The 22,147-nt window shown below is 68.9% G+C and carries 22 protein-coding genes and 1 riboswitch; of the genes, 2 read left to right on the forward strand and 20 right to left on the reverse strand.

Annotated features, from left to right (window positions below):
• Positions 1-8: 8 nt before the first annotated feature.
• The 7 genes from ABTX24_RS08545 to folP form a co-directional block, all read right to left on the reverse strand.
• On the reverse strand, positions 9-377 hold the full coding sequence (locus ABTX24_RS08545; protein WP_350838838.1) for a hypothetical protein: 369 nt from the start codon (positions 375-377) through the stop codon (positions 9-11).
• On the reverse strand, positions 368-1,048 hold the full coding sequence (locus ABTX24_RS08550; protein WP_350838840.1) for a hypothetical protein: 681 nt from the start codon (positions 1,046-1,048) through the stop codon (positions 368-370). The genes ABTX24_RS08545 and ABTX24_RS08550 overlap by 10 nt, the downstream gene beginning before the upstream one ends.
• A gap of 225 nt (positions 1,049-1,273) precedes the next feature.
• Entirely contained in the window at positions 1,274-1,867 is a 594-nt protein-coding gene (locus ABTX24_RS08555) for a hypothetical protein (protein ID WP_160026382.1), read from the reverse strand.
• A 15-nt stretch (positions 1,868-1,882) separates the two neighbouring features.
• Positions 1,883-2,320 (reverse strand): DUF3180 domain-containing protein, encoded by a 438-nt coding sequence (locus ABTX24_RS08560; protein ID WP_350713662.1) that lies wholly within the window; start codon positions 2,318-2,320, stop codon positions 1,883-1,885.
• Between the two features lie 81 nt (positions 2,321-2,401).
• A complete protein-coding gene (gene folK, locus ABTX24_RS08565) occupies positions 2,402-2,968 on the reverse strand; it encodes a 2-amino-4-hydroxy-6-hydroxymethyldihydropteridine diphosphokinase (RefSeq protein ID WP_160026380.1) in 567 nt (188 codons plus the stop codon).
• A complete protein-coding gene (gene folB, locus ABTX24_RS08570) occupies positions 2,965-3,345 on the reverse strand; it encodes a dihydroneopterin aldolase (protein ID WP_160026379.1) in 381 nt (126 codons plus the stop codon). Before folB ends, folK begins: the two co-directional genes overlap by 4 nt.
• On the reverse strand, positions 3,342-4,148 hold the full coding sequence (folP, locus tag ABTX24_RS08575; protein ID WP_350838881.1) for a dihydropteroate synthase: 807 nt from the start codon (positions 4,146-4,148) through the stop codon (positions 3,342-3,344). The genes folB and folP overlap by 4 nt, the downstream gene beginning before the upstream one ends.
• A 105-nt stretch (positions 4,149-4,253) precedes the next feature.
• Between folP and ABTX24_RS08580 the strand changes: the two genes are divergently transcribed.
• The gene (locus ABTX24_RS08580; protein WP_350838842.1) at positions 4,254-5,774 is read left to right on the forward strand and encodes a polysaccharide pyruvyl transferase family protein; all 1,521 of its coding nucleotides are present in this window, start codon (positions 4,254-4,256) and stop codon (positions 5,772-5,774) included.
• Here ABTX24_RS08580 and folE read toward each other — a convergent pair.
• From folE to dacB, 6 genes are all read right to left on the reverse strand, one after another.
• The gene (folE, locus tag ABTX24_RS08585; protein ID WP_201451186.1) at positions 5,771-6,409 is read right to left on the reverse strand and encodes a GTP cyclohydrolase I FolE; all 639 of its coding nucleotides are present in this window, start codon (positions 6,407-6,409) and stop codon (positions 5,771-5,773) included. The genes ABTX24_RS08580 and folE overlap by 4 nt on opposite strands.
• 10 nt (positions 6,410-6,419) lie before the next feature.
• Positions 6,420-8,483: an ATP-dependent zinc metalloprotease FtsH gene (ftsH, locus tag ABTX24_RS08590; RefSeq protein ID WP_350838844.1), complete on the reverse strand. Its 2,064-nt coding sequence runs from the start codon at positions 8,481-8,483 to the stop codon at positions 6,420-6,422.
• 151 nt (positions 8,484-8,634) lie between these two features.
• Positions 8,635-9,186, reverse strand: a complete 552-nt coding sequence (gene hpt / locus ABTX24_RS08595) for a hypoxanthine phosphoribosyltransferase (protein ID WP_160026376.1) — start codon at positions 9,184-9,186, stop codon at positions 8,635-8,637.
• A gap of 10 nt (positions 9,187-9,196) precedes the next feature.
• Positions 9,197-10,180 (reverse strand): tRNA lysidine(34) synthetase TilS, encoded by a 984-nt coding sequence (gene tilS, locus ABTX24_RS08600; RefSeq protein WP_350838847.1) that lies wholly within the window; start codon positions 10,178-10,180, stop codon positions 9,197-9,199.
• Positions 10,177-11,226 carry an Rv3626c family coenzyme F420 biosynthesis-associated protein gene (locus tag ABTX24_RS08605; protein ID WP_350838849.1) on the reverse strand — a complete coding sequence of 350 codons (1,050 nt, stop codon included), beginning with the start codon at positions 11,224-11,226 and terminating at the stop codon, positions 10,177-10,179. The genes tilS and ABTX24_RS08605 overlap by 4 nt, the downstream gene beginning before the upstream one ends.
• Positions 11,227-11,264: 38 nt before the next feature.
• Positions 11,265-12,644 carry a D-alanyl-D-alanine carboxypeptidase/D-alanyl-D-alanine endopeptidase gene (gene dacB / locus ABTX24_RS08610; protein ID WP_350838851.1) on the reverse strand — a complete coding sequence of 460 codons (1,380 nt, stop codon included), beginning with the start codon at positions 12,642-12,644 and terminating at the stop codon, positions 11,265-11,267.
• Between the two features lie 86 nt (positions 12,645-12,730).
• On the opposite strand from dacB, the gene ABTX24_RS08615 reads away from it, so the two are divergent.
• Positions 12,731-13,222 (forward strand): inorganic diphosphatase, encoded by a 492-nt coding sequence (locus ABTX24_RS08615; protein WP_160026373.1) that lies wholly within the window; start codon positions 12,731-12,733, stop codon positions 13,220-13,222.
• Between the two features lie 151 nt (positions 13,223-13,373).
• On the opposite strand, the gene ABTX24_RS08620 is transcribed toward ABTX24_RS08615, so the two are convergent.
• The 7 genes from ABTX24_RS08620 to ABTX24_RS08650 all read right to left on the reverse strand — a co-directional run bounded on the left by ABTX24_RS08620 (position 13,374) and on the right by ABTX24_RS08650 (position 22,021).
• Positions 13,374-13,925, reverse strand: a complete 552-nt coding sequence (locus ABTX24_RS08620; RefSeq protein ID WP_350838853.1) for an AAA family ATPase — start codon at positions 13,923-13,925, stop codon at positions 13,374-13,376.
• A gap of 26 nt (positions 13,926-13,951) precedes the next feature.
• Entirely contained in the window at positions 13,952-14,893 is a 942-nt protein-coding gene (locus tag ABTX24_RS08625) for a type IV toxin-antitoxin system AbiEi family antitoxin domain-containing protein (RefSeq protein ID WP_350838855.1), read from the reverse strand.
• Between the two features lie 226 nt (positions 14,894-15,119).
• Entirely contained in the window at positions 15,120-17,033 is a 1,914-nt protein-coding gene (locus ABTX24_RS08630) for an acyl-CoA dehydrogenase family protein (RefSeq protein WP_350838856.1), read from the reverse strand.
• 31 nt (positions 17,034-17,064) lie between these two features.
• Positions 17,065-18,132 (reverse strand): phosphatase PAP2 family protein, encoded by a 1,068-nt coding sequence (locus ABTX24_RS08635; RefSeq protein WP_160026369.1) that lies wholly within the window; start codon positions 18,130-18,132, stop codon positions 17,065-17,067.
• An 11-nt stretch (positions 18,133-18,143) separates the two neighbouring features.
• Complete coding sequence (locus ABTX24_RS08640) at positions 18,144-19,238, reverse strand: ABC transporter ATP-binding protein (protein ID WP_350838857.1); 1,095 nt, start codon at positions 19,236-19,238, stop codon at positions 18,144-18,146.
• Between the two features lie 66 nt (positions 19,239-19,304).
• Complete coding sequence (locus ABTX24_RS08645; protein WP_350838859.1) at positions 19,305-20,963, reverse strand: ABC transporter permease; 1,659 nt, start codon at positions 20,961-20,963, stop codon at positions 19,305-19,307.
• Complete coding sequence (locus tag ABTX24_RS08650) at positions 20,960-22,021, reverse strand: thiamine ABC transporter substrate-binding protein (protein ID WP_350838861.1); 1,062 nt, start codon at positions 22,019-22,021, stop codon at positions 20,960-20,962. The genes ABTX24_RS08645 and ABTX24_RS08650 overlap by 4 nt, the downstream gene beginning before the upstream one ends.
• Positions 22,018-22,126: riboswitch (TPP riboswitch) on the reverse strand. (Overlaps the previous gene by 4 nt.)
• Positions 22,127-22,147: the final 21 nt, after the last annotated feature.

The following is a 22,147-nucleotide window of genomic DNA, read 5'->3' on the forward strand; positions in this document are numbered from 1 at the left end:
TTCTCACCTTAAGTCGCTCCGTCCTCGAGCCTTCGCAACCGCTCCTCGAAACGCGTGGCCGCGGTGATCCGAGCGCGCACCTGCTCCTGCTGACGCTGGATCTCGGCCCAGATCGAGGAGGCGTCGACGTGGCCCTCCGACGGCGCTCCGGCCGCGAGGTTGCCGCGCTCGACGGTGTCACGCAGGGTCTCCAGACGCGCCTCGAGTGCCGCGACCTGCGGGCTGACCCGAGCGAGCTCGCGCTCGAGGTCACCGATCCGGACGCGTTGCCGGTCCGTGATCGCGCGCAGCTCCTCGATGGTGGCTCGAGCCTCGTCCAGGTCGGCCGCGGAGCCGGCCAATCTGTTGACCTTGCCGCGCAGTCGGTTCATCGCCATAGGGAAACGCGCTCCTCCTCGAGCCAGCCGGTCATGACGCGTGCCTCCGCCTCGATCCGATGCTCCGGCGCCACGGGCGAGGAGCCGCCGGCTTGATAGGTCCACTCCGTCTGCCCGGGGTTGTCGACGAACGAGAACCCGGACAGCAGGATGTCGGACTCCGGGAACAGGTTGACCCCCAGCCATGCGGCGGTGAAGCCCGTGGTCGGCGCCAGCTTCTCGGTGCGCCAGGGGATGTCGAGGTCGTTCCCGGTGCCGGTGAGCAGCTCCCCGTTCGGGATGGGTACGAAGCCCAGATCGGGCGGCCACGACATCGGCCACACCTCGAGGCGGCCGTGGAAGCGCATCGGCTCGGCCAGGAGGTAGAGGCGCTCGCGGTAGCGGTCGAAGGTGAACCGGGTCGGGCGGGTGATCCGGTTCCAGATCACCACGTCGGCCCGCGATCCCTGGGCGCGCGGCCCACCCGGGACGTCCAGCACGAAGCTGTTGACCCGGATCACCAGATCCGAGTCGTCGATGGCCTGCGCCCGGTCGTCGCTGGGCCCCAGCGGCGCATTCCCGAGCACGGCGACCGACCTCACCGGCGCCCTTCTGGCGTACGTGGTCATCAGGTCGCGTAGGTAGGCGAAGCCTTCAGTGATCGTGACTGCCCGTTCGGCGATCAACGTCACCGGCTTCCCCTTTCCAACGACCCTCGTCGCAGCGTCGTCACAGATCGCAGGGACGCGGTAGGCGCGTTACCCGTTCGGAAAAATCATAACGAGCCAGACCGCCGACAGTTACCCACCCGAGTATCGATTTGAGCGTCGCGGCGCGTTTTCACGCGCGCCGACGCAAAGTGCCATGACGCTGTTGGCGCCTCGTCACCATCCATACATCTGTGCGTCGTTCGCTGGTCAGGCGGACTGAGCCCCGGTCCAGCTCGTACGCTCGGCCTCGAGCTCGGCACGTACGGCGTCCAGCTCGGACTCCAGCTCGGCGACCCGGATGGCCGCCTCGGCGGCGTCGGCTTCGACGGCCTGGAGCATCGCCTCGAGCTGCTCGCCGCGCATCTCGGCCTGAGCTGCCCGGCGGGCCTCCTCGCCACGGCGACGGACGGCCTCGGCGGCACGCTGGTGCGCGGCGGCCAGAGCGGCCTCGAGCTCCTCGACGGCCTGGACTCGTTCGGCGAGCTTGGCATCCATGTGCTCGCGGAACTCGGCGTTCTCCTCGGCCCGCTTCTCGGACTCGACGCGGTAGGCCTGGGCCTGCTCGGCCCGGTCACGCGCCCAGTCGCGGCGGGTCTGGAGAAGCTCGGAGTGGGTGATCTTGGTTGCGGCAGCGCCACAGGCGAGCCCGAGAACGGCTGCGAGCACGACGACCAGCCAGGACCCGGAGGCCACCGCGGCGGTGATCGTGATGGCGGCCAGCGCCAGCAGGCCTACAGCAACCGTCAGGCGTGTGCTGCGCTGACGCCTGCGTGTGACTGAAGTTGCGGATGGGGAAGGCATGCTTCCACGGTACGGCTAGTTTTCATCGCGTTTGCGGACCCGGCACGCGTGTTCGAGGAGTCGAGCGGCGACGAGGATCGCGGTCCCGGCCACGGCCGCGAGGGCCGAACGGACCAGCCGCTCCCCTGCCGCGGTGTTGGCGTCGTAGCCCAGCCAGCTCACCGCGTAGCCCAGATAGCCGCCGGCGAGGAGCGCGCCGACCAGGGTGCAGGCGCGGGCGAGCACCAGCCGGTTGACCGCCTGATGAGCCTCGATGCGCTCGCCGCGTACCTGCAGCTGGCGGTGGGTGATCCAGGCGGTCACGCCCAGGGCCGCCGCGATCAGCAGCAGCACCACCGGCTGCGCCCAGGTGATGACCGGGGCCACCCCGCGCCAGGACTCCAGCACGGGGTGAGCCAGCCAGCCACCGACGATCCCGATGACGGCCCACGCCGTGATGGCTCCGCCCGACATCGGGTGGAGCCGGCGCTCGTCGTCGGCGGGATCCTTCTCAGGACCCTGGTCGGGGTCCTCGGGTGCTGTGCTCAGATCCGCTCAGAGCTCGAGGCTGAGATCGTCGCGGCGGGTGATGCCGGACTGGTCGGACTGCTCCAGCAGCTCGGCGATCGGACCCACGCCCGGAAGATCGGCGCTCGGCTCCAGGTCGAGCCACGGCTTGAGCACGAAGGCGCGCTGGTGCGCACGCGGGTGCGGCAGCGTCAGCGACTCCTCCTCGAGGATCTTGTCGCCGACCGAGATGACGTCGATGTCGAGCGTGCGCGGCTCGTTGAAGATGCCGCTGCGCGAGCGGCCGTACGCATCCTCGATGGTGAGCGCACGCTCGAGCAGGCGCGTCGGGGTGAGCGTGGTGTCGGCGAGGACGATGGCGTTGAGGTAGAGCTCAGCATCCGCGGGCGAGTCGACCGGCTCGGTCTCGTAGACCGGAGAGATGGTGGTCACCCAGACGTCCGGGGTCTCGGCGAGGGTGTTCAACGCGTCCTGCAAGTTTGCCAACCGGTCCCCGAGATTGGAGCCCAGAGACAGCACCGCCCGCCGGATCGGCCGCATCTCCCCGGTGAGCGTGTCGGCGTCGATGATGTACGGGTTGGGTACCTCTGTCACGTGCTCTGCCTCCGGGTGATCGTCAGGGTGACGTCTTTGAACGTCGCTTCGATAGGCGCCCCCGGTTTGTGAACCGTAACACGTACCCAAAGTGCGCGGATGTCTGCAAGGCAAATGTCCGCGATCCGCTGGGCAAGCGTTTCGATGAGGTCCACCGGGTCGCGCTCAACATTGGTTTTGACCGCCATCGCGAGACTTCCGTAATCCACGGTGTCATGCAAGTCGTCTGTTTCCGCCGCCTTGCGGGAGTCGGTGCCGATGACCAGGTCGATGATGAACTTCTGCCCCTCGCGGCGCTCGAAGTCGAAGACTCCGTGATGGCCGTAGCACTCCAGGCCGAGGATCTGAATTTCGTCCGCAGGTTCTGTGATGTTCACCGAATAGTCTCCAACTTCATTGCCGCCGCGAGTGCGTCCTTGGCGGCACGTACGTCATGAACACGCGTGGCCCAGACACCACGTTGCGCGAGAAAGACGGTGATCGCGTCGTGAGCGTTCTCACGCTCGGTCACCGGACGCAGGGTGCCGTCGGGGGCGGCCAGCAGGCGGCCGAGGAAGGTCTTGCGGCTGGCTCCGACGAGCACCGGGAAGCCGAGCTTGTGGAACTCCTCCACGCCCGCCAGCAGCCGCCAGTTGTCGTCGGCCGTCTTGGAGAAGCCGAGGCCGGGGTCGACCACGATGTTGTCGTCCTGGATCCCCGCCGCCCGCGCCGCCTCGATCCGCTGCTCCAGCTCCGCCTTGACCGTGGCGACCACGCCGTCGGCGTAGACGAGGTGGTCCTGGTGCTGCATCTCCGCGCCGTGCGCGCGCCAGTGCATCACGACGTACGTCGCACCGTGGTCGGCCGCGACCTGGAGGATCCCCGGGTCGGCCAGACCGCCCGAGACGTCGTTGATGATCTTCGCCCCGGCCTTCACCGCCGCCTCGGCTACCTCGGGACGCATCGTGTCGACCGAGAGGGTCGCGCCCTCCTCGGCCAGCGTCTCGATGACCGGCACCACCCGGGCCAACTCGTCGGCCACCAGCGGCCTGGTCGCCCCCGGACGGGTCGACTCGCCACCGATGTCGAGCAGGTCGGCCCCCTGCTCCAGGAGCGCGTGACCGTGAGCCACCGCGTCATCGGTCGCCAAGAAACGTCCGCCGTCGCTGAACGAGTCGGGCGTGACGTTGACGATTCCCATGACCTGCACGCCACGACCCTATCCGGCGACACCGGAAGGGCAGACTTGACCAGGCGGGCCCGCTCAGCCAGGCTGCCCGGCATCTCATGTACCCAGGGAGGCATCGTGGCCAAGATCCTGCTCCGCTCAGCGAGGGACCCGTTCGACGTGATCGAGGCGGGCGACCCGCGTGCGTGGGGCATCGGGTTCTACGGCACGAACGTCGGCAACCTCCTCTTCGCCGACTCGACACACCGGCTCCTCAGCGTGCCCGGAACCGAGATCGTCCCGAACGGCTTCGTCCATGAGCGACGCGCGTTCACCGCCGAGGAGGTCGCGGCGACCAACGACGAGTACGACCACTTCGTGGTGCCGCTGGCCAACGCCCTCCGGCCGGAGTTCACCCGCCCGCTGACCCGGTTGACCGCCTTCATCGAACAGCTCTCGATCCCGACCACCATCGTCGGCATCGGCGCACAGCTCTCCCTCGACGACCTCGACACCGCTCCCGGCGACGAGCTGGCCGCCCTCCACCGCCGATTCATGAACAGCGTCCTCGAGCGGTCCTCAAAGGTCGGCGTACGCGGCGAGATCACCGCCGCCTACCTGCGGCGGCTCGGCTACGGCGACGAGCACGTCGAGATCATCGGCTGTCCGTCGATCTATCTCAACGGCCCCGACCTCACCGTCCGCGACGAGCGCTCCACCCCGATCGCCGACGAGGACCCGATCGCCGTCTCGATGAGCCCGCTGACCGCGCCCTGGTTCGAGACGTACGTCGACGCCTTCGCCGATCGGCACCCGCACATGACGTACGTCGGCCAGACCCACCACGACTTCGCGATGCTCCAGTGGGGACGGCACCGTCAGCCCGAGATGGGTATCGACCGCGACCACCGGCTCTACACCGAGGACCGGACCCGGATGTTCCTCGACGCCGGCTCCTGGATGCGGTTCCTGGCCACCCAGCGGTTCGCCTTCGGCACGCGTATCCACGGCAACGTCGCCGCGGTGCTCGCCGGGACCCCAGCCATGGTCGTCGCGCATGACTCACGCGTGCTGGAGCTGTGCGACTACCACGGCCTGCCCTACCGGATGCTCGACTCGTTCAGGGCCGAGACCACGGTCGACGAGCTGTACCAGGCGGCCGACTTCACCAGCTTCCACAACCGCCTGGCCGACGGCTGGAAGCGGCTGACCTCGTTCCTGGACGACGCCGGCCTGGCGAACGTCGCGCAGCCCGGCCAGACGAGTGCGGCCTACGACGCCGAGCTCGCCGCGCTGGAGCCCGCGGCACCTGTCGCCACGCTCCGCGGACCGGGCGATGACGCCATCCGGCGCATCGAGGACCGGATCCACGCGCTCAAGACCGCCTCCGAGCACGCCGACACCGCCGCGAGGCGTCGCGAGCGGGAGCTCGAGAAGAAGCTCACCGCGTCAGCGAAGAGCCAGGCGAAGCGGATCGCAGCCCTCGAGGCGACCACGCGCAAGCAGCAGACCCGGATCGAACGGCAGGCCGGCCGCCTGGACCGCCAGCGAGCCCTGATCGACGAGCTGCGCGCAGACCTCGCTCGTCACCAGGAACGAGCGGGCCTGCGCGGCTTCGTCCGGAGGGTTCGCCGCCGGCTGGGTCGCTCTGCGGGCTAGCGGGTCCCGCCCCGGATCAGGGCCATGGCCTCGGCCCGGGTGGTGGCGTTGGAGCGCATCGTGCCGCGTACGGCGCTGGTGATCGTGCGGGCGCCGGCCTTCTTGACTCCGCGCATCGTCATGCACAGGTGCTCGGCCTCGACCACCACGATGACGCCACGTGCCTCGAGGAGCTCCATCAGCGCGTCGGCGACCTGGGTGGTGAGCCGCTCCTGCACCTGCGGTCGCTTGGCGTAGACGTCGACCAGCCGGGCGAGCTTCGACAGGCCGGTGATCTTGCCGGAGGAGGCCGGGATGTAGCCGACGTGGGCGACACCGGTGAACGGCACCAGGTGGTGCTCGCACATCGACCACAGCTCGATGTCACGGACCAGGACCATCTCGTCGTGGCCGAGATCGAAGGTCGTGGTGAGGACCTCCTCGGGCGTCTGGTGCAGCCCGCGGGTCACCTCCTGGTAGGCGCGGGCGACCCGAGCGGGAGTCTCGAGCAGCCCTTCGCGATCGGGATCCTCCCCGATCGCGTAGAGCAGCTCACGCACGGCCGCCTCGGCCCGCTTCTGGTCGAACACCGGTACGTCCGCCACGTCCCGCTCGGGGACATGGACGGGCGCTACGTCATCGAAGTTGTCGGACATGTCTTCAGTATCAGGCGGGCGGGGTGCCCTCGGGCGAGCCGGCCTCGGTCGGCTTGGCGAGGTCGACACCGTTGGCGGACTGGGCCCCGGCCTGGGCGCCGGACTGCTTCCCGGCGGCTCGGATCGCCTTGGCGAGGTTCTCCTTGTCGCGCTCGACGATCCACCGCGGGATCTCGACCGCCGGGCGGTCGGAAGGACGGCGGGTGTCGGAGCCGGTCCAGGCCGGACGCGGGTCGCGGCGACGCAGCGGCTCGAAGATCTCGGCGACCTCGTGCTTGGAGAGCGTCTCCTTCTCGAGGAGCTGCAGCACCAGGTTGTCGAGGACGTCCCGGTTCTCCTCGAGGATGTCGAAGGCCTCCTGGTGCGCGGTGGCGAGGAGCTTCTTGGTCTCGTCGTCGACGACGGCGGCGACCTCCTCGGAGTAGTTGCGCTGGTGACCGATGTCGCGGCCCAGGAACGGCTCCCCGTTGGACTCACCCAGCTTGATCGCACCGAGCCGCTCGGTCATACCGAACTGGGTGACCATCGCGCGGGCGAGGTTGGTCGCCTTCTCGATGTCGTTGCCGGCACCCGTGGTCGGGTCGTGGAAGATGAGCTCCTCCGCAGCACGGCCACCGAGCATGTAGGAGAGCTTGTTGAGCATCGAGGACCGGGTCTGCGAGTACTGGTCGTCGTCGGGCATGACCAGGTTGTAGCCCAGCGCCTTGCCGCGCGGCAGGATCGTGATCTTCTGGACCACGTCCGGGCCCGGCAGGGCGGCGGCGACGAGCGCGTGGCCACCCTCGTGGTAGGCGGTGATGAGCTTCTCCTGCTCGCTCATCAGACGCGTGCGCTTCTGCGGGCCGGCGATGACTCGGTCGATGGCCTCGTCGAGCGCCTTGTTGGTGATCAGCTTCTGGTCGCTGCGGGCGGTCAGCAGCGCGGCCTCGTTGAGCACGTTGGCCAGGTCGGCACCGGAGAACCCGGGGGTCCGGCGGGCGACCGAGTCGAGGTCGATGTCGCCGGCCAGCGGCTTGCCGCGGGCGTGGACCTGCAGGATCTTCTCGCGACCGGCGAGGTCGGGAGCGTCCACCTGGATCTGGCGGTCGAAGCGGCCCGGGCGCAGCAGCGCCGGGTCGAGCACGTCGGGACGGTTGGTCGCCGCGATCAGGATGACCCCGCCGCGTACGTCGAAGCCGTCCATCTCCACGAGGAGCTGGTTGAGGGTCTGCTCGCGCTCGTCGTGGCCACCGCCCATGCCGGCACCACGGTGACGACCGACGGCGTCGATCTCGTCGATGAAGACGATGGCGGGAGCGTTCTCCTTGGCCTGCTCGAACAGGTCGCGGACACGGCTCGCACCGACACCGACGAACATCTCGACGAAGTCCGAACCGGAGATCGAGTAGAACGGCACGCCGGCCTCGCCCGCGACGGCTCGCGCGAGCAGGGTCTTACCGGTGCCTGGCTGGCCGTAGAGCAGCACGCCCTTGGGGATCTTGGCGCCGACGGCCTGGAACTTCGCGGGCTCCTGCAGGAACTCCTTGATCTCCTGGAGCTCCTCGACCGCCTCGTCAGCACCGGCGACGTCGGCGAACGTCGTCTTGGGCATGTCCTTGGTGATCAGCTTCGCCTTGGACTTGGCGAACTGCATGACCCCGCGACCGCCACCGCCCTGGACCGAGTTCATCAGGAACAGGAACAGCACGATGATCAGCACGAACGGAAGCAGGAAGCTCAGGATCGAGCCGAGCACGGAGGGCTTGGCCACCTCGGAGTTGAACTTCTCGAGGTTCTCACCCTCGGCCTGGGTCTTGCGCACCATCTCGATGAGCGCTTCCTGGTCACCGTCGACCCAGGAGGTCGTGACCTCGGAGCCGCCATCACGGGTGCCCTTGACCAAGGTCGCCTTGATCTCCTGGTCGCCGTCGACGAACGTGATCTCCTTGACCTTGTCGTCCTGGATGTACGACGTCAGCTGGCTCGTGGTGATCTCGTCGCCGCCGTTGCGGGGGGCGAGGTACTGCAGCGCCAGGATCACACCGAGCACTGCCACGATGATCCACAGCCAGGGACCTTTGAATATGCGCTTCACAGGCTTCTTTCAACCGTTTACGGGGTCAGACACGCACGCAGGGCAGCGTGCACGTCATTTAGAACGACGGTACACGCCAAATCGTGCCCACCCCATCTGCACGGTTCCGCTGTTGGCGTAACAGCAGGCGCTCGCCGGCTCAGTTCCAGCCTCAGCTGTAGATGTGCGGCGCGAGCGTCGAGATGTCGCGCAGGTTGCGGTACTTCTCGTTGAAGTCGAGGCCGTAGCCGACCACGAACTCGTCAGGGATGTCCCAGCCGACGTACTTCACGTCGACCGGCATGCTGACCGCCTCGGGCTTGCGGAGCAGGGTGGCGATCTCGATGCTCGCCGGGCCGCGGCTGGTGAGGTTGGAGGTCAGCCAGGTCAGGGTCAGGCCGGAGTCGATGATCTCGTCCACGACGAGCACGTGCTTTCCGGTGACGTCGGTGTCGAGGTCCTTCAGGATCCTCACCACACCGGACGACTTGGTGCCGGAGCCGTAGGAGGAGACGGCCATCCAGTCCATCTCGACGTGGCGGTTCAGGGCGCGCGCGAGGTCGGCCATGATCATCACCGCGCCGCGCAGGACGCCGACGATCAGCAGCTCCTCGCCCTCGTAGTCCTTCTCGATCCTGCGGGCCAGCTCTTCGACCTTGGCCTGGATCTCGTCGTGGGTGAACAGGGTCTTCACGAGGTCGTCGCCGACGTACTCGGTGTCCATGTCCGTCACTCTAAGCGCTCGGTGTGAACGGTCCCGATTCGAAGACGATCCGACCGTCCGTACGCCTCGCGCGCAGGTGTCCTGGAAGGTCGATCCAACGCTGGCCGCGCCAGCCGGTGACCAGCTCGTCGACGGCCTTGACGTGCTCACGGGTGAGCTCCGCCGGCGGGCTGCCGGCCTCGATCGCCGCGATCCGGAGGACTCTGGTGCGGACGGCGGACGGGTAACCGGCGAGGGTCTCGGCCGGGAGGGAACCGCCGAGCTCGCGGTGCATCGCCTCGGCGATGTCGTCGATGAAGTCGGCGTCCTCGCGCAGCTGCTCGGCCGTTCTCGCCAGGGCCTCGGTGACACCCGGGCCGAGGTCCTCCTCGAGCGTGGGCAGGACCCGGTGGCGGATGCGCGCGCGGGTGTAGGCGAAGTCGCGGTTGTGCGGGTCCTGCCAGACGTCGAGGCCCTCGATCTGGCAGGCGGTCTCGGTGTCGATCCGGGTCGTCGCCAGGAGCGGACGGCGATAGCGGTCGAAGCTGGCGCGCATCCCGGAGAGGCTGCGCGCGCCCGAGCCCCGGGTCAGACCCAGCAGCACGGTCTCGGCCTGGTCGTCGCGGGTGTGGCCGAGCAGGATCACGCTCGCGCCGAGGCGCTCGGCGAGCTGGTCGAGGACCGCGTAGCGGGCCTGCCGCGCCGCGGCCTCGGGACCCTCACCGTCGGCCTTGACCTCCACCGTCGCGGTCACGGTCTCGTCGACGCCCATCTCGGCGAGCTGACCCACGACCTTCGCGGCCTGTGCCTGGCTGCCGTCCTGCAGCCCGTGGTCGACGGTCGCGCCGATGATGTGCAGCCCGAGCTTGTGGCCCTCGAAGACCGCGGCCGAAGCCAGCGCCAGCGAGTCCGCTCCCCCGGAGCAGGCCACCATCACCTTCTCGCCCGGCTCGAGCCGCTCGAGCGTGGCGCGGACGGGGCGGCGTACGGCTGCGAGGGAGGGGTGCAGGCTCACAGGACCCGGGTCACCCAGGTGTCCGGCTCGACGATCTCGGCCTTGGTCGGGAGGTTCTCGGGGCCGGCGAAGACGGCGTTGAACTCCTCCATGCCGACCCGGTCGACCACGTGGCGTACGAACTTCGCGCCGTCGCGGTACTGGGCCATCTTGGCCTCCAGCCCGAGCAGGCGACGAAGCAGGCGGTCGAGGACGCCGATGCCCTGGCGGCGCTTGTTGAACGCCTTGCGGATCGTGGTGACGCTCGGGATCACGCCGGGGCCGACATCGTCCATGACCACGTCGGCGTGGCCCTCGAGCAGCGACATCATCCCGGTGACCCGGTCGATGATCTCCTTCTGCTCGGGCTTGGCGAACGCGTCCACGATGCTGCCGTTGCCCTTGAGCGCCTCGGTGACGCGCTGCAGCCCGCCGTCGAAGAGCGAGGCCGGGTCCATCGCTTCGGAGAGGCCCTCGATCTGGGCGAAGAGGTGGTCGCGCATCCACGGGCTGGCGGTGAACTGGACCCGGTGGGTCTCCTCGTGGAGGCAGACCCACAGCCGGAAGTCGGTCGGGTCCAGGCCGAGCTCGCGCTCGACGTGGACGGCGTTGGGCGCGACCAGCAGCAGCCGGCCCGACGGCCCGTAGAACGGGTCGAACTGGCCGAGGATCTTCGAGGACATGAAACCGAGCAGGCCGCCGACCTCGGCCGCGCTGATCTTGGAGCCCACTGCCTGGGTGAGGGCTCCCGGGGCGCGCTTCGCGGTGATCCGGTCGACGACCGGCGAGATCACATGGGCGAAGGTGTCGGCGTTGGCCTGGATCCAGCCCCTTCTGTCCACCACCAGGACCGGCGCCGTGTCACGCGGCGCGTCCAGGCCGGTGAAGGCGCGTACGAACTCGGTCGCCTTGGCGGCGTCCGCGCGCAGCTCCTCGACGGCGTGCTGGGCCTCGCTGCGCGAGACGATCGGGCCATCTCCACCGACCGTCGCACCAAGGCGTACGGCCAGGTCCCAGTCGACCATGGTCGCTCCGGACGGGGCGGGGTCCTCAGCACGATGGGTCATGCGTACGACCGTAGCCGACCGAACCTATGCAGGCTGCCCTATGCCGAGCATCGACACGTCGCGACAGCCGTGATCGCGTCGTCGAGGGCGTCGCGTACGTCCAGGGTCTGCTCGGGCTTGAACCCGTCGGCCATGAGTACGACGACGAACGGCGTGCCGCGGGCGTCGATCGCGATGCCGGAGAGGCCGGAGACGCCGGTGAGGGTGCCGGTCTTCGCCCGGACGCGGCCGCGACCCGGCTCGGCGTCGAAGTTGAACCGCCGCGAGAGCGAGCCGACCCAGCCGGCGACCGGAAGGCCGGTCATCGCCGGGGCGAGCTCGGGACGGTTGGGGCTGGCGGCGGTCTGGAGCGTGCTCACCAGCAGCGTCGGCGGGATCTGGTTCTGCCGGGAGAGGCCGGAGCCGTCGCGGAGGACCAGGCCGGTGGTGTCGATGCCGAGCTCCTTCAGGGTGGCCGTGATCGCCGCGGTGGAGCCGTCGAACGTCGGGGTGCCCGCCGCGAGCCCGACCTGGCGGGCGAGCACCTCGGCGAGCTGGTTGTCGCTGTGCTGCAGGGTGTACTCGACGATCTCGCGCAGGGTGTCGCCCTGACGTACGGCGAGCTGGGTGCCGGCCTTCGTCCCCCGCGCGGGCTTGCCGTTCACCTTGATACCGCGCTTGACCAGGGCCTTCTTGAACTGCTCGGCGGCCTGCAGGGACGGATCCCGGCTGTAGCCGGTCGACTGGGAGCCGCCGTGGTCGACCAGCAGCGCGGTGATCCCGCCGACCTCCTCACCCAGATAGGTGCGTCGCCAGGTGGGGCTCAGGGTCGGGCCACCGAAGAGGGTGTCGTCGAAGGCGAGGGTCACCGACTTGGTGGTGCCGAGCTCCCGCGCCGTCTCCGCGGCGAGCTCGTCGAGGTCGCTGGTGGTGAGAGATGCGTCACCTCCGCCGACGAGGGTGACGGTGCTCCCCTGGAGCGTGGCGCTGGTCTCGAAGCGGCGCTCCGGGCCGTACGCCTCCAGCACCGCCACGCTGGTCAGCACCTTCGTGACGCTCGCCGGGGTCGCGGCCCCGCTGCCGTGGGTCACCAGCGGCGCGCCCTCGAGCGGCGCGATCGCCGCCTTGAGGTGCTTGCCGAGCCGCTTGTCGCCGACCATCTCCCGCATCACCTGCTCCAGCGCGGCCTGATCAGGCTTTCCCGGAGCCCTGGTCTGCTGGCCCGCGACCGCTGCTGGACTGACCGCGGCGATGCTCAGCGGGGCCGGCGGAGGGGTCGACGCGACGTTGCCACGCGCGTAGCGGACCCACCCCAAGGCGTACGCCGCAGCCGCGACTCCCACCAGCAGCGCGAGCACCAGCGGCAGCACGACCACGAGCTTTCCGCGGCTCTCCTCGGGCTCCTCTGATGGCCACTTCGGCGGGGTGTCGGGCTCCACGGATATCCTCCTCGATGCCGGATCCGACGCAGATCGGTGTCAGACTGTCCGGCATTCCGTTTTTGGGTTTGTCTGGAGGCAGAGAAGTGACGCAGGAGTTCGACGTACTGATCGAGGTCCCCAAGGGATCCCGCAACAAGTACGAGGTGGACCACGAGTCGAACCGGCTTCGACTCGACCGCGTGCTGTTCACCTCCATGATGTACCCCGCAGACTACGGCTACATCGAGGACACCCTCGGTGGGGATGGTGACCCGCTCGACGCGCTGGTGCTCACCCCCTACCCGCTCTTCCCAGGTGTGCTGGTCGAGGCCCGGGCTGTCGCGATGTACGTCATGGAGGACGAGCAGGGCCAGGACGAGAAGGTCCTCTGCGTCCCCTGCGACCCCCGCTTCGACCACATCCAGGACCTCGCGGATGTCGACGAGTGGACGCTCAACGAGATCAAGCACTTCTTCGAGCACTACAAGGACCTCGAGCCCGGCAAGTCCGTCAAGGGCTCCGACTGGGTCGGCAAGGCTGCTGCGGAGTCGGAGATCGCCGCGTCCATCGACCGGTTCAAGAACACCGCTCACTGAGGCTTGTCGCCTGCTGACCGAGGCGATGTCCTGAGCTTGTCGAAGGGTAACTCGGTCTGGGCTCGCGAATGTTGACCGAGGTAACTCGGTCGAGTGTCACTTCCTTCGTGGAGTGCCGCGAAGGAAGTGTTCGTTTACCGAGGTAACTCGGTCAGCATTCAGCCAGCGCGGCGCGCAAGGAGGCGTACGTCGCGTCCACCTCGCCCGCGACAGTCGGGACGACCTTCGTCGCGGGGCGTTGGGCCACCAGGTCGGCGAGCTTGGCAGCGTACGCACGGAGGTGCTCGTCGCCACCGGACTCCGCCACGATCTCTTTCACGATCGGATGCCAGGGGTCGTCGCCGTCATCGCGTCCGTGGAAGCGGCGTACCGCGTCGTCCTCGACGGTCGCGAGCATGACCTCGACGAACTCGGCTCCGATGTCGTGCGCCGCCCTCTCGAAACGTTGGAGCTCACTGACTCGGGCGAACAGCTGTGGAAGCACGACGTCGCCGGACTCGCTGAGGTAACCACGGATCAGCCCCAGCGCCGCGGGCCGGATCCGTACGCCGGCACCGATGAAGTCCTCTCTCCACCCGCTGACGAAGGTGCGCAGCAAATCGATGTCGCAGACCAGCGTGCCGGGGTGGTCGGCCGCGAAGCGCCTGGCGAGCGTCGACTTTCCTACTCCGGGCATTCCGTTGATGAGGATCAGCCTGGCCACGTGGCAAGTCAACCACCCGGCGTTGTTCAGCTGGCGACCCGCATCCGGGACTCGAACCGGGCCAAGGTCCGCTGCGGAGTGTCCAGGTCGACCCAGATGACGCGCACGAACCCGTAGCCGGTGATCTCTCGGATCTCGTCCTCGCGTCGCTTCTCCTCGAACAGCGCGTCGCTGGGCGACTGGCCGGGCTTGAGCAGCTTTCCGTACTTGACCTTGCCGTCGAACTCGCCGAACAACCGGAACTGGGGCCAGGCCCAGTCGACGATGCCCACCAGCGAACCGTCAGCCCGGTAGACCGGCACCTGCAGCTCCGGGCGCGGCAGACCTCCGACGCGGAAGAGCCACAGGCATCGCGACTCGGCGATCGAGCCCGACAGCGGATCAGCGTGTGCGACGGCGACTCCGAGCGGATGGCTGAAGGGCCACTGGTTCATCCGCTTGTATTCGGCGATCAGCTCCTCCTTCGTGAACGCCTTCGCTCGAAGGCCGGCATCGAGAAGACACTGAGTCACCTCGTCGTCGGCCTGAAGGCTCGTCTCCAGTGCGCATCGCACCGCAGGCAGCGTACGCAGCCCGTCGTGTGTCTCGACCTCGTCGTCCCTGACCGCCCCCAGGTGATGGACGACGTCTCCCTCGAGCGGTCTTCCTGCGCCATCGAGCCTGGTCACGTGCACCTTGGCGAGGTCCACACCCCACAGGTCGATGCCGTGAGCGACCATGCCGGACGCGTGACTCAACGCGATCTTGCCGCCCAGCGAACGCTGCACGGCCCGGGCATGCACGCGGTGGCGTCCAACCGGGTCGAGCGCTGCCCATTCGTCGGCGAACACGTATGCCCCGCGTCTGATCCGATGCCATGCACCCTGACGGACGACCGCGGTGATCTCGCGATCTGCGTAGCCGGCGTTCTTGGCTTCGCGGCGGGTGAAGAAGCCTTCAGAGGCGGTGATGATTCGTAGTGGGTCCATGCGATCCAGGGTTCGTCCCGACGCCGAGATTGCCGACCAGAAATCGGCTCGCTGTGGATAACTCCGGCCCGAACGTTGCCTGTGGATAGTCAGCGGCCCGCTGTTGCGCGATGCGCCGGTGGATGCTCACCGAGGTAACTCAGTAGTCGCGCGCTTCCTTCGCGGAACTCCACGAAGGAAGTGACACCCGACCGAGTTACCTCGGTGAGCATCCAGCCGCCCCGCCTCAGCCGAGCAGGTCCTCCGACCGCAGCAGCTCCTCCGGCACACCGAAACCGTCGACGAGCAGCCGCGCGTCCGGGCGCAGCTGGCGGCAGAGGCGGTTGACCTCGGCGGTGATGGCCTTGGAGCGCTCGGAGGAGAGGCGGCCGTGCTCCATGAACCAGGCGCGGTCGGCCTCGATGACCGAGAGGGCGCTGAGGTCGCAGAGGAGGTCCATCAGGTCGCGTACGGGACCCTCGGGGAGCACGCGGACCTTCTCCCGGAACGCCTCGTGGATCAGCCGCTCGACGTGCGCGTGAGCGACCCCGATGACGTGGTCCTGCACCATCGAGAACACCTCGCCCGGGGAGCGCCCGGCCTTGACGCCGGACTGGAGCCGCCGGGCGACGCCGGCGAGCATGTGCTCCTCGCGGAAGCGCAGCATCGCCAGGTGGTAGTCGGAGTCGAGGATGTCCGGCTCGCGCTCCCCGGCGATCGGTACGACGTCGCGGACCCGCTCGAGCAGCTTGTGCACGGCGGTGCGCTCCAGGACCGTCTCGACGGCGAGACCGGCCACGAAGCGTACGAGATCCAGCTGGTCCATCTCCTCGAACTCGCTGGAGTAGCCGGTGAGCAGCCCCTTGGCGACCAGCTGCAGCAGCACCGTGTTGTCGCCCTCGAAGGTCGTGAAGACGTCGGTGTCGGCCTTCAGGGCCGCGAACCGGTTGGCGGCCAGGTAGCCCGCCCCGCCGCACGCCTCGCGGCACTCCTGGATCGTCCGGGTCGCGTGCCAGGTCGCCAGGGCCTTCGTGCCGGCGGCTCGCGACTCGAGCTCGCGCCGGGCGTGCTCGGAGGTCGTCACGCCGGAGAAGACGTCGTGCAGGTCGTCGCGTACGACCTCCTGCGCGAAGCGCAGCGCATAGGTCCGCGCGACCAGCGGCAGCAGGCGCCGCTGATGCTGGCCGTAGTCGAGGAGCAGCGACTCCTCGGCGTCCGCCGACGCCTCGAACTGCCGGCGCCGCAGCGCGTAGCGGACGGCGATCGTCAGCGCGACCTCCGACGCCCGGATCGCGGCGCCGCCGACCGAGACGCGTCCCTGCACGAGCGTGCCGAGCATGGTGAAGAAGCGCCGTCCGGCCGACTCGATCTCGGAGACGTACTCGCCGGCCTCGGTGACGTCCGCGAAGCGGTTCAGGAGGGACGTACGCGGCACCCGCACGCCCGAGAACCACAGCCGTCCGTTGTCGACGCCGTTGAGCCCCATCTTGGGCCCGTCGTCCGCGATCCGGACCCCGGGCTCGGGCGCCCCGCCGACCCGGATCGGCACCACGAACGCGTGCACCCCGCGCTCCTCGCCGCCGACCACGAGCTGGGCGAAGACGACCGCGAGCTCACCATGGGCCGCGGCGTTGCCGATGTAGTCCTTGTACGCGTCCTCCCGGGTCGTCTCGATGACGAACTCCCGCGCATCCGGGTCGTAGGTGGCCACGGTCGCCACCGCGGCCACGTTGGACCCGTGGCCGTGCTCGGTCATCGCGAAGCAGCCGAGCAGGCGCCCGGAGACGATGTCGGCGAGGTAGCGGTCGTGGTGGCGGGCCGTCCCCAGCTGGAGGATGGCCCCGCCGAAGAGCCCGAACTGCACCCCGGACTTCACCAGCAGCGACAGATCGCCGCCGGCCATCTCCTCGAAGGCGGCGATGGAGGCGCCGACGTCACCACCCCCGCCGTACTCCTTCGGGAACCCGAGCCCGGTCAGACCGGTCGCGGAGACGTCGAGGAGCACCTCCCGTACGCGTTTGCGATACTCGGGCCGAGACAGTTCCTCGACCTCGTCGAGGAAGTCGGCGCGCTCGATCAGGGACTTGCGTACGTCCTCCCGGACTCCCGCGTATCGCCCGTCGAGAAGTGCGGTCAGTGAGGCTGCATCGATGGCGGTCACACCGCCACCTTATGCCGAGACGGGTCCCGGATCAGGTCAGCTCGTGGGCGACCTTCGCCTCGCGTTCGGCGATCTCGTCGGACTCCGGGACGAGCCGTCGCACACCCTTGCGCTGGAACTTCTGGCCGGCCGCGAGGCCACCGAAGTAGTAGGCGACGAGCGCGATCATGCAGCCCGCGATGTCGTCGGCGAGGTAGTGCCAACCGAAGTAGACGGTCGCCACGACGGTGATCCCGAAGTTGATCCAGCCGGCCCAGCGGGCGATCTTGTTGTCGATCGTGGCGTGGATCATCAGCGCCACCAGCAGGGTGATCCCGCAGTGCAGCGAGGCGAAGCCACCGACCGACTGCACCACGTTGGCGTCGACGTCGAAGAGGACGTGCTGCCTGGTGAAGACCAACGACTCCATCAGGGTGCTTGCCGGCGTCTCGGGCAGGTCGGCGTAGAGATAGGGGTACTGCAGGCCCGGACCGACCGTCGGCAGGCAGTAGTAGGAGACCGTGCCGAGGATCCAGGCGATGCACTGCGAGGCGACGAACCAGTAGCCGTAGGCCAGGTTGCGCGACCAGACCAGCCACGCGGCGACCGCGAACGGCACCAGCGGCAGGAACCACATGTAGATGTAGGAGAGGAACCAGGCCACCCAGCCGGTGCCGAGGAGGTCGTGGAGCAGGATCGCCGGGTCGGCACCGAAGAGCACCGCCTTGTCGATCAGGTGCAGCTCGTGGTCGAACTCATAGGTCTCCGGCACCACGAACGGCAGGAACGACTTGAGGTTCCGGTAGCAGACGTAGACCAGGTAGAAGCAGACGATGCCCAACGCCACGAGCGTCAGCCGCTCACGGGTCCAGTGGGTGCGGACCCGCTCCTTGAAGATCGGCCCCATGTCCTTCCACTTGAACTTGGACTTCCACAGCGTCCGTGGCACGAGGTCGACGAGGAGAGCAGCTCCGACGAGGAGGGGAAGGCGGAGCCAGGACGGTCCGAGGAAGCCCTCCGGGTCGAGCATGCGCTTGTCGACGATCTGCGCGGTAACGACTGCGATCAGGCCGAAGATCAGCGCGCTACTGACGAGGAAGATCTGAGCGCGACGATACATAGCCGCTAAGTTTAAATGGCGGGTGGCTGCTCTGCCGATTCCTGGGCGCACGATTCGGGGACAACAGATTCCGGAACGGCCAGCCGGTTCGGCTCCACCCGTAGCCTGACCGACTCCCCCGGCGCCGGCGCCGAGTCGGCGACGGCGTCGACCTCACCGACATCATCGAGACGTACGACGAGCCGGTGCTGCTCCGGCGTGGCCCTGGCCGAGACCACGGTGCCGGTGAGCGGGCCGGCCGGATCGGCGACGAAGGCCGAGCGGCGGAGCGCGACCGCTCCGGCCGGTGCCAGCCCGGCGGCCTTCAGGACCGTGTACGCCGCCGGCCCCTCGAGCACGCGGGCGTACCCCAGGAACAGGGCGGCCCAGGTGTCCGTCGGCCTCGCCCACACCTCCCGCAGGGTCCCCGCCTGCACCAGGTGACCGTCGCGCAGGAGCGCGATCCGGTCGGCGACCGCGAACGCCTCCTCCTGGTCATGGGTGACCATCAGCGCGGTGGTGCCCGCCTCGTGCAGGATCCGTCGAAGGTCGCCCGCGAGCCGTTCCCGCAGCCCGGCGTCGAGCGCGGAGAGCGGCTCGTCGAGGAGCAGCAGCCGCGGTTCGACGGCGAGCGCCCGCGCGAGCGCGACCCGCTGCCGCTCGCCGCCGCTCAGCGTGCCCGGGAGGCGGTCCTGGTAGCCGCCCAGGCCGACGAGCTCCAGCAGGTCGGCGACCTTCCTCGTACGCTCGGCGGCCGGGATCCGGCGCAACCGCATCGCGTACGCGACGTTGTTCGCGACGCTGAGGTGCGAGAACAGTTGCCCGTCCTGGAACATCAGCGCGAAACCACGCTTGTGCGTCGGCACCCCGCGCAGCGGGCGCCCGTCCCAGCTGATCTCCCCCGTCGCCGGCTCCAGCCCGGCCACGGCCCGCAGCAACGTCGACTTCCCCGACCCCGACGGCCCGAGCAGCGCCAGCACCTCGCCGTCCGCCAACTCCAGGCTGACGTCCGAGACGGCGGCCTTCCCGTCGTACGCCACCGACACCTCACGCAGCGACAGCATCGCAACCTCGATCCCGCCGAGACGGTAGTTCTGGTGTCCGAATCGGTAGTTCTGGCGAACCAAACTGCCATTTCGTCCGCCACAAGTGCGGACTCGGCCCCCACAGGTGCGGTTTCGGCGATGCGGCGTTCACAGTGCTCCGATCGAAGGGACGCGAAGACGCTCGACGAGGAGCATCACGACGGCGGTGGCGGCGGCGAGGACACAGGCGGCGGCGAGGGCCATGCCGTAGTTGTCCGAGCCCGGGCGGGACAGCAGCCGGAGGATGACGACGGGGAGGGTGGGGCGTTCCTCGCGGACGAGGAAGGAGGTCGCGCCGAACTCCCCCAGCGACGCCGCGAAGGCGAACCCGGAGGAGGCGAGGAGCGGCTTCCAGATGGCGGGTACGTCGACCGTCATGACCGCGCGGAGCGGCCCGGCCCCGAGCCCGGCGGCGGCCTGCCGGAGACGGTCGTCGACCGATCCCAGGACCGGCACCAACGTCCTCACCACCAGGGGCAACGCGACCAGAGCCTGCGCCAGTGGCACCAGCCACGGCTCGTCGCGGAAGTCGAGCGGGTCCGACCCGAGGGTCAGGTAGAGCCCGAGGCCCAGCGTGACGGCGCTGACCCCGAGCGGCACCATGAACAGCCCGTCCAGGACGGAACGTACCCGCCGCTCGGCCACCGAACGGGACCGGCGCGTCACCGCGAACGCCACCAGCAGCCCGAGGGTCAGTGCGACCAACGAGGCCTGCACCGCGACCGCCAGCGAGGTCATCAGCGCGGTCGTGGCCGGGACCGGCAGCGGAGGGTCGAACCCGGGAGTCTGCAGGGCCGTGTAGTTCCGGAGACTCCACCGGTCATCATCTCGCAGCGATCCGAGCAGCAGGGCGAGCAGCGGCCCGGCGACCAGCAGGACCAGCACCGAGGTCGACAACAGGGCCGGGATGTCTCGCAGCGAGACCCGCCGACGGCGTACGACGACCCGGGACTGCGCAGGGTCCGGCACCGATCGCAGCCGGCCGGCCACGACCAGCAGCCCGATGACGACCACCAGCTGCAGCACCGACAGCACCGCGGCACCGGGCAGGTCGAACAGGGTGAAGGTCAGCTTGTAGATCTCGGTCTCGATGCTGTTGTAGCGCACCCCGCCGAGGGTGAGCACGATCCCGAACGCGGTCGCGCAGAAGAGGAAGACGACCGACGCCGCGGAGACGATGGCGGGACGCAGCGCCGGCAGGGTGATCGTCAACAGCACCCGCGAAGGCGAGGCTCCCAGCGCGGCAGCGGCCTCCCCGGGACGCGGGTCGAGCGACTCCCAGGCCGCCCCGACCGCCCGGATCACCACCGAGGCGTTGAAGAACACCAGCCCGAGGATGATCGCGGTCGGCGTCCCGTCGAGCCCCAACCCGGCCAACAGCCCGGCCTCGCCGATGAGCTCACGGAAGGCGACCCCGACGACGACGGTGGGGAGCACGAACGGCACCAGCAGTCCCGCCCGGATGAACCGCTGCATCGGAAAGCTCAGCCGGTAGAGCGCGTACGCGGCCGGCAGCCCGAGCGCGACGCTCAGCACCGTCGCCAGGCCCGAGGACCACAGCGTGAACCAGAGCGCCCGCTGGATCTCAGGACGCCCCACGATCCTGGACACGACCGACGGATCGAAGGATCCCTCGAAGAACAGGCCGCGCTGCACCATCCCGGTGACCGGCAGGACGAAGAAGACCGCCAGCACAGCCACCGGGAGAGCGGCGAGCGCGACCAGGGTCCCGATTCGCCGGATCACAGCACGACGGGTGGAGCTCACTGCGCGATCGTGTCACTCCAGGTCGCCAGCCACGCTTCCCGGTTCTCGTCGATCTCCTCAGGCTCGACGGAGAGCGGCTCGGTGGGCTGCTGGGCGAACTTCGCCCAGTCGGCGGGCAGCTCGACGCCGGAGGAGACGGGGAACACGTACATGCTCTCCGGCAGTGCCCCCTGCACGCTGTCGGAGAGCATGAAGTCGATCAGCGCCTTGGCGCCCTCGGGGTGGTCGGCACCCTCGAGCACGCCGGCGTACTCGACCTGTCGGAAGCAGGTGTCCAGCAGTGCCTTGGTGGTCGTCTTGCCGTCCTTGACGGTGAAGGCCGGCGAGGAGTCGTACGACACGACGATCGGTCGCGTCCCCTTGCCGCCGCCCTGGGTGAAGTCGGAGTAGTAGGCCTGGTCCCAGCCGTCGACGACCTTGGTGCCGTTGTCCATCAGCTTGCCCCAGTAGTCGGCCCAGCCGTCCTCGCCGTACTCGGCGACGGTCGCCAGCAGGAACGCCATGCCCGGCGTCGACGTCGCCGCGCCGGGGGTCACGAAGAGATCCTTGTACGCAGGCTCGGCCAGGTCGTCGAGCGTCTCCGGCGGCGTCAGCTTCTTGGCCGCGAACCACTCGGTGTCGATGTTGACGCACACGCTGCCGTTGTCGACCGGGGTGAGGAAGTGCTTCTCGTCGCCCGGGAGGTTGAACTCGTCGACCCCGGCCGGGACCGTCTCCGGCGTGTAGGCCTCCAGCGCGCCCTGGTCGATCGCACGGCTGGCGAAGGTGTTGTCGACGCCGAAGACCGCGTCACCGTCGGGGTTGCCGGTGTCCATGGCGATCTTGGTGGTCAGCTCGCCACCGTCGCCCGCGTGCCGGATCTCGGCGGTGTAGCCGGTCTTCTCCGTGAACTCGGCCAGCACCTCCTTCGGCAGCGTGAAGCTGTCGTGGGTCAGCAGCACGACGGTCTTGTCGTCGGAGCCGCTCGACGGCTCGGCGTCCGGCTCGGCGGGGCTGCCCCCGCACGCGGACAGCAGCAGAGCCGAGATAGCAGTGGCAGCGATGGCAGGCGTACGCATGCGCATTTCTGACTCCCTTCGCCGGTATCAACCGGAGCAGGTTCGGAGGGTCTGCGGCGCTGTTCGCCGCACTCTCAGGCCTCCCGGCCTCCCCTGTCTGTTCCCGGCAACACTACTGCTTGCCAG

It is taken from the genome of Nocardioides sp. NPDC127514 (assembly GCF_040302125.1).
Taxonomy (GTDB): domain Bacteria; phylum Actinomycetota; class Actinomycetes; order Propionibacteriales; family Nocardioidaceae; genus Nocardioides.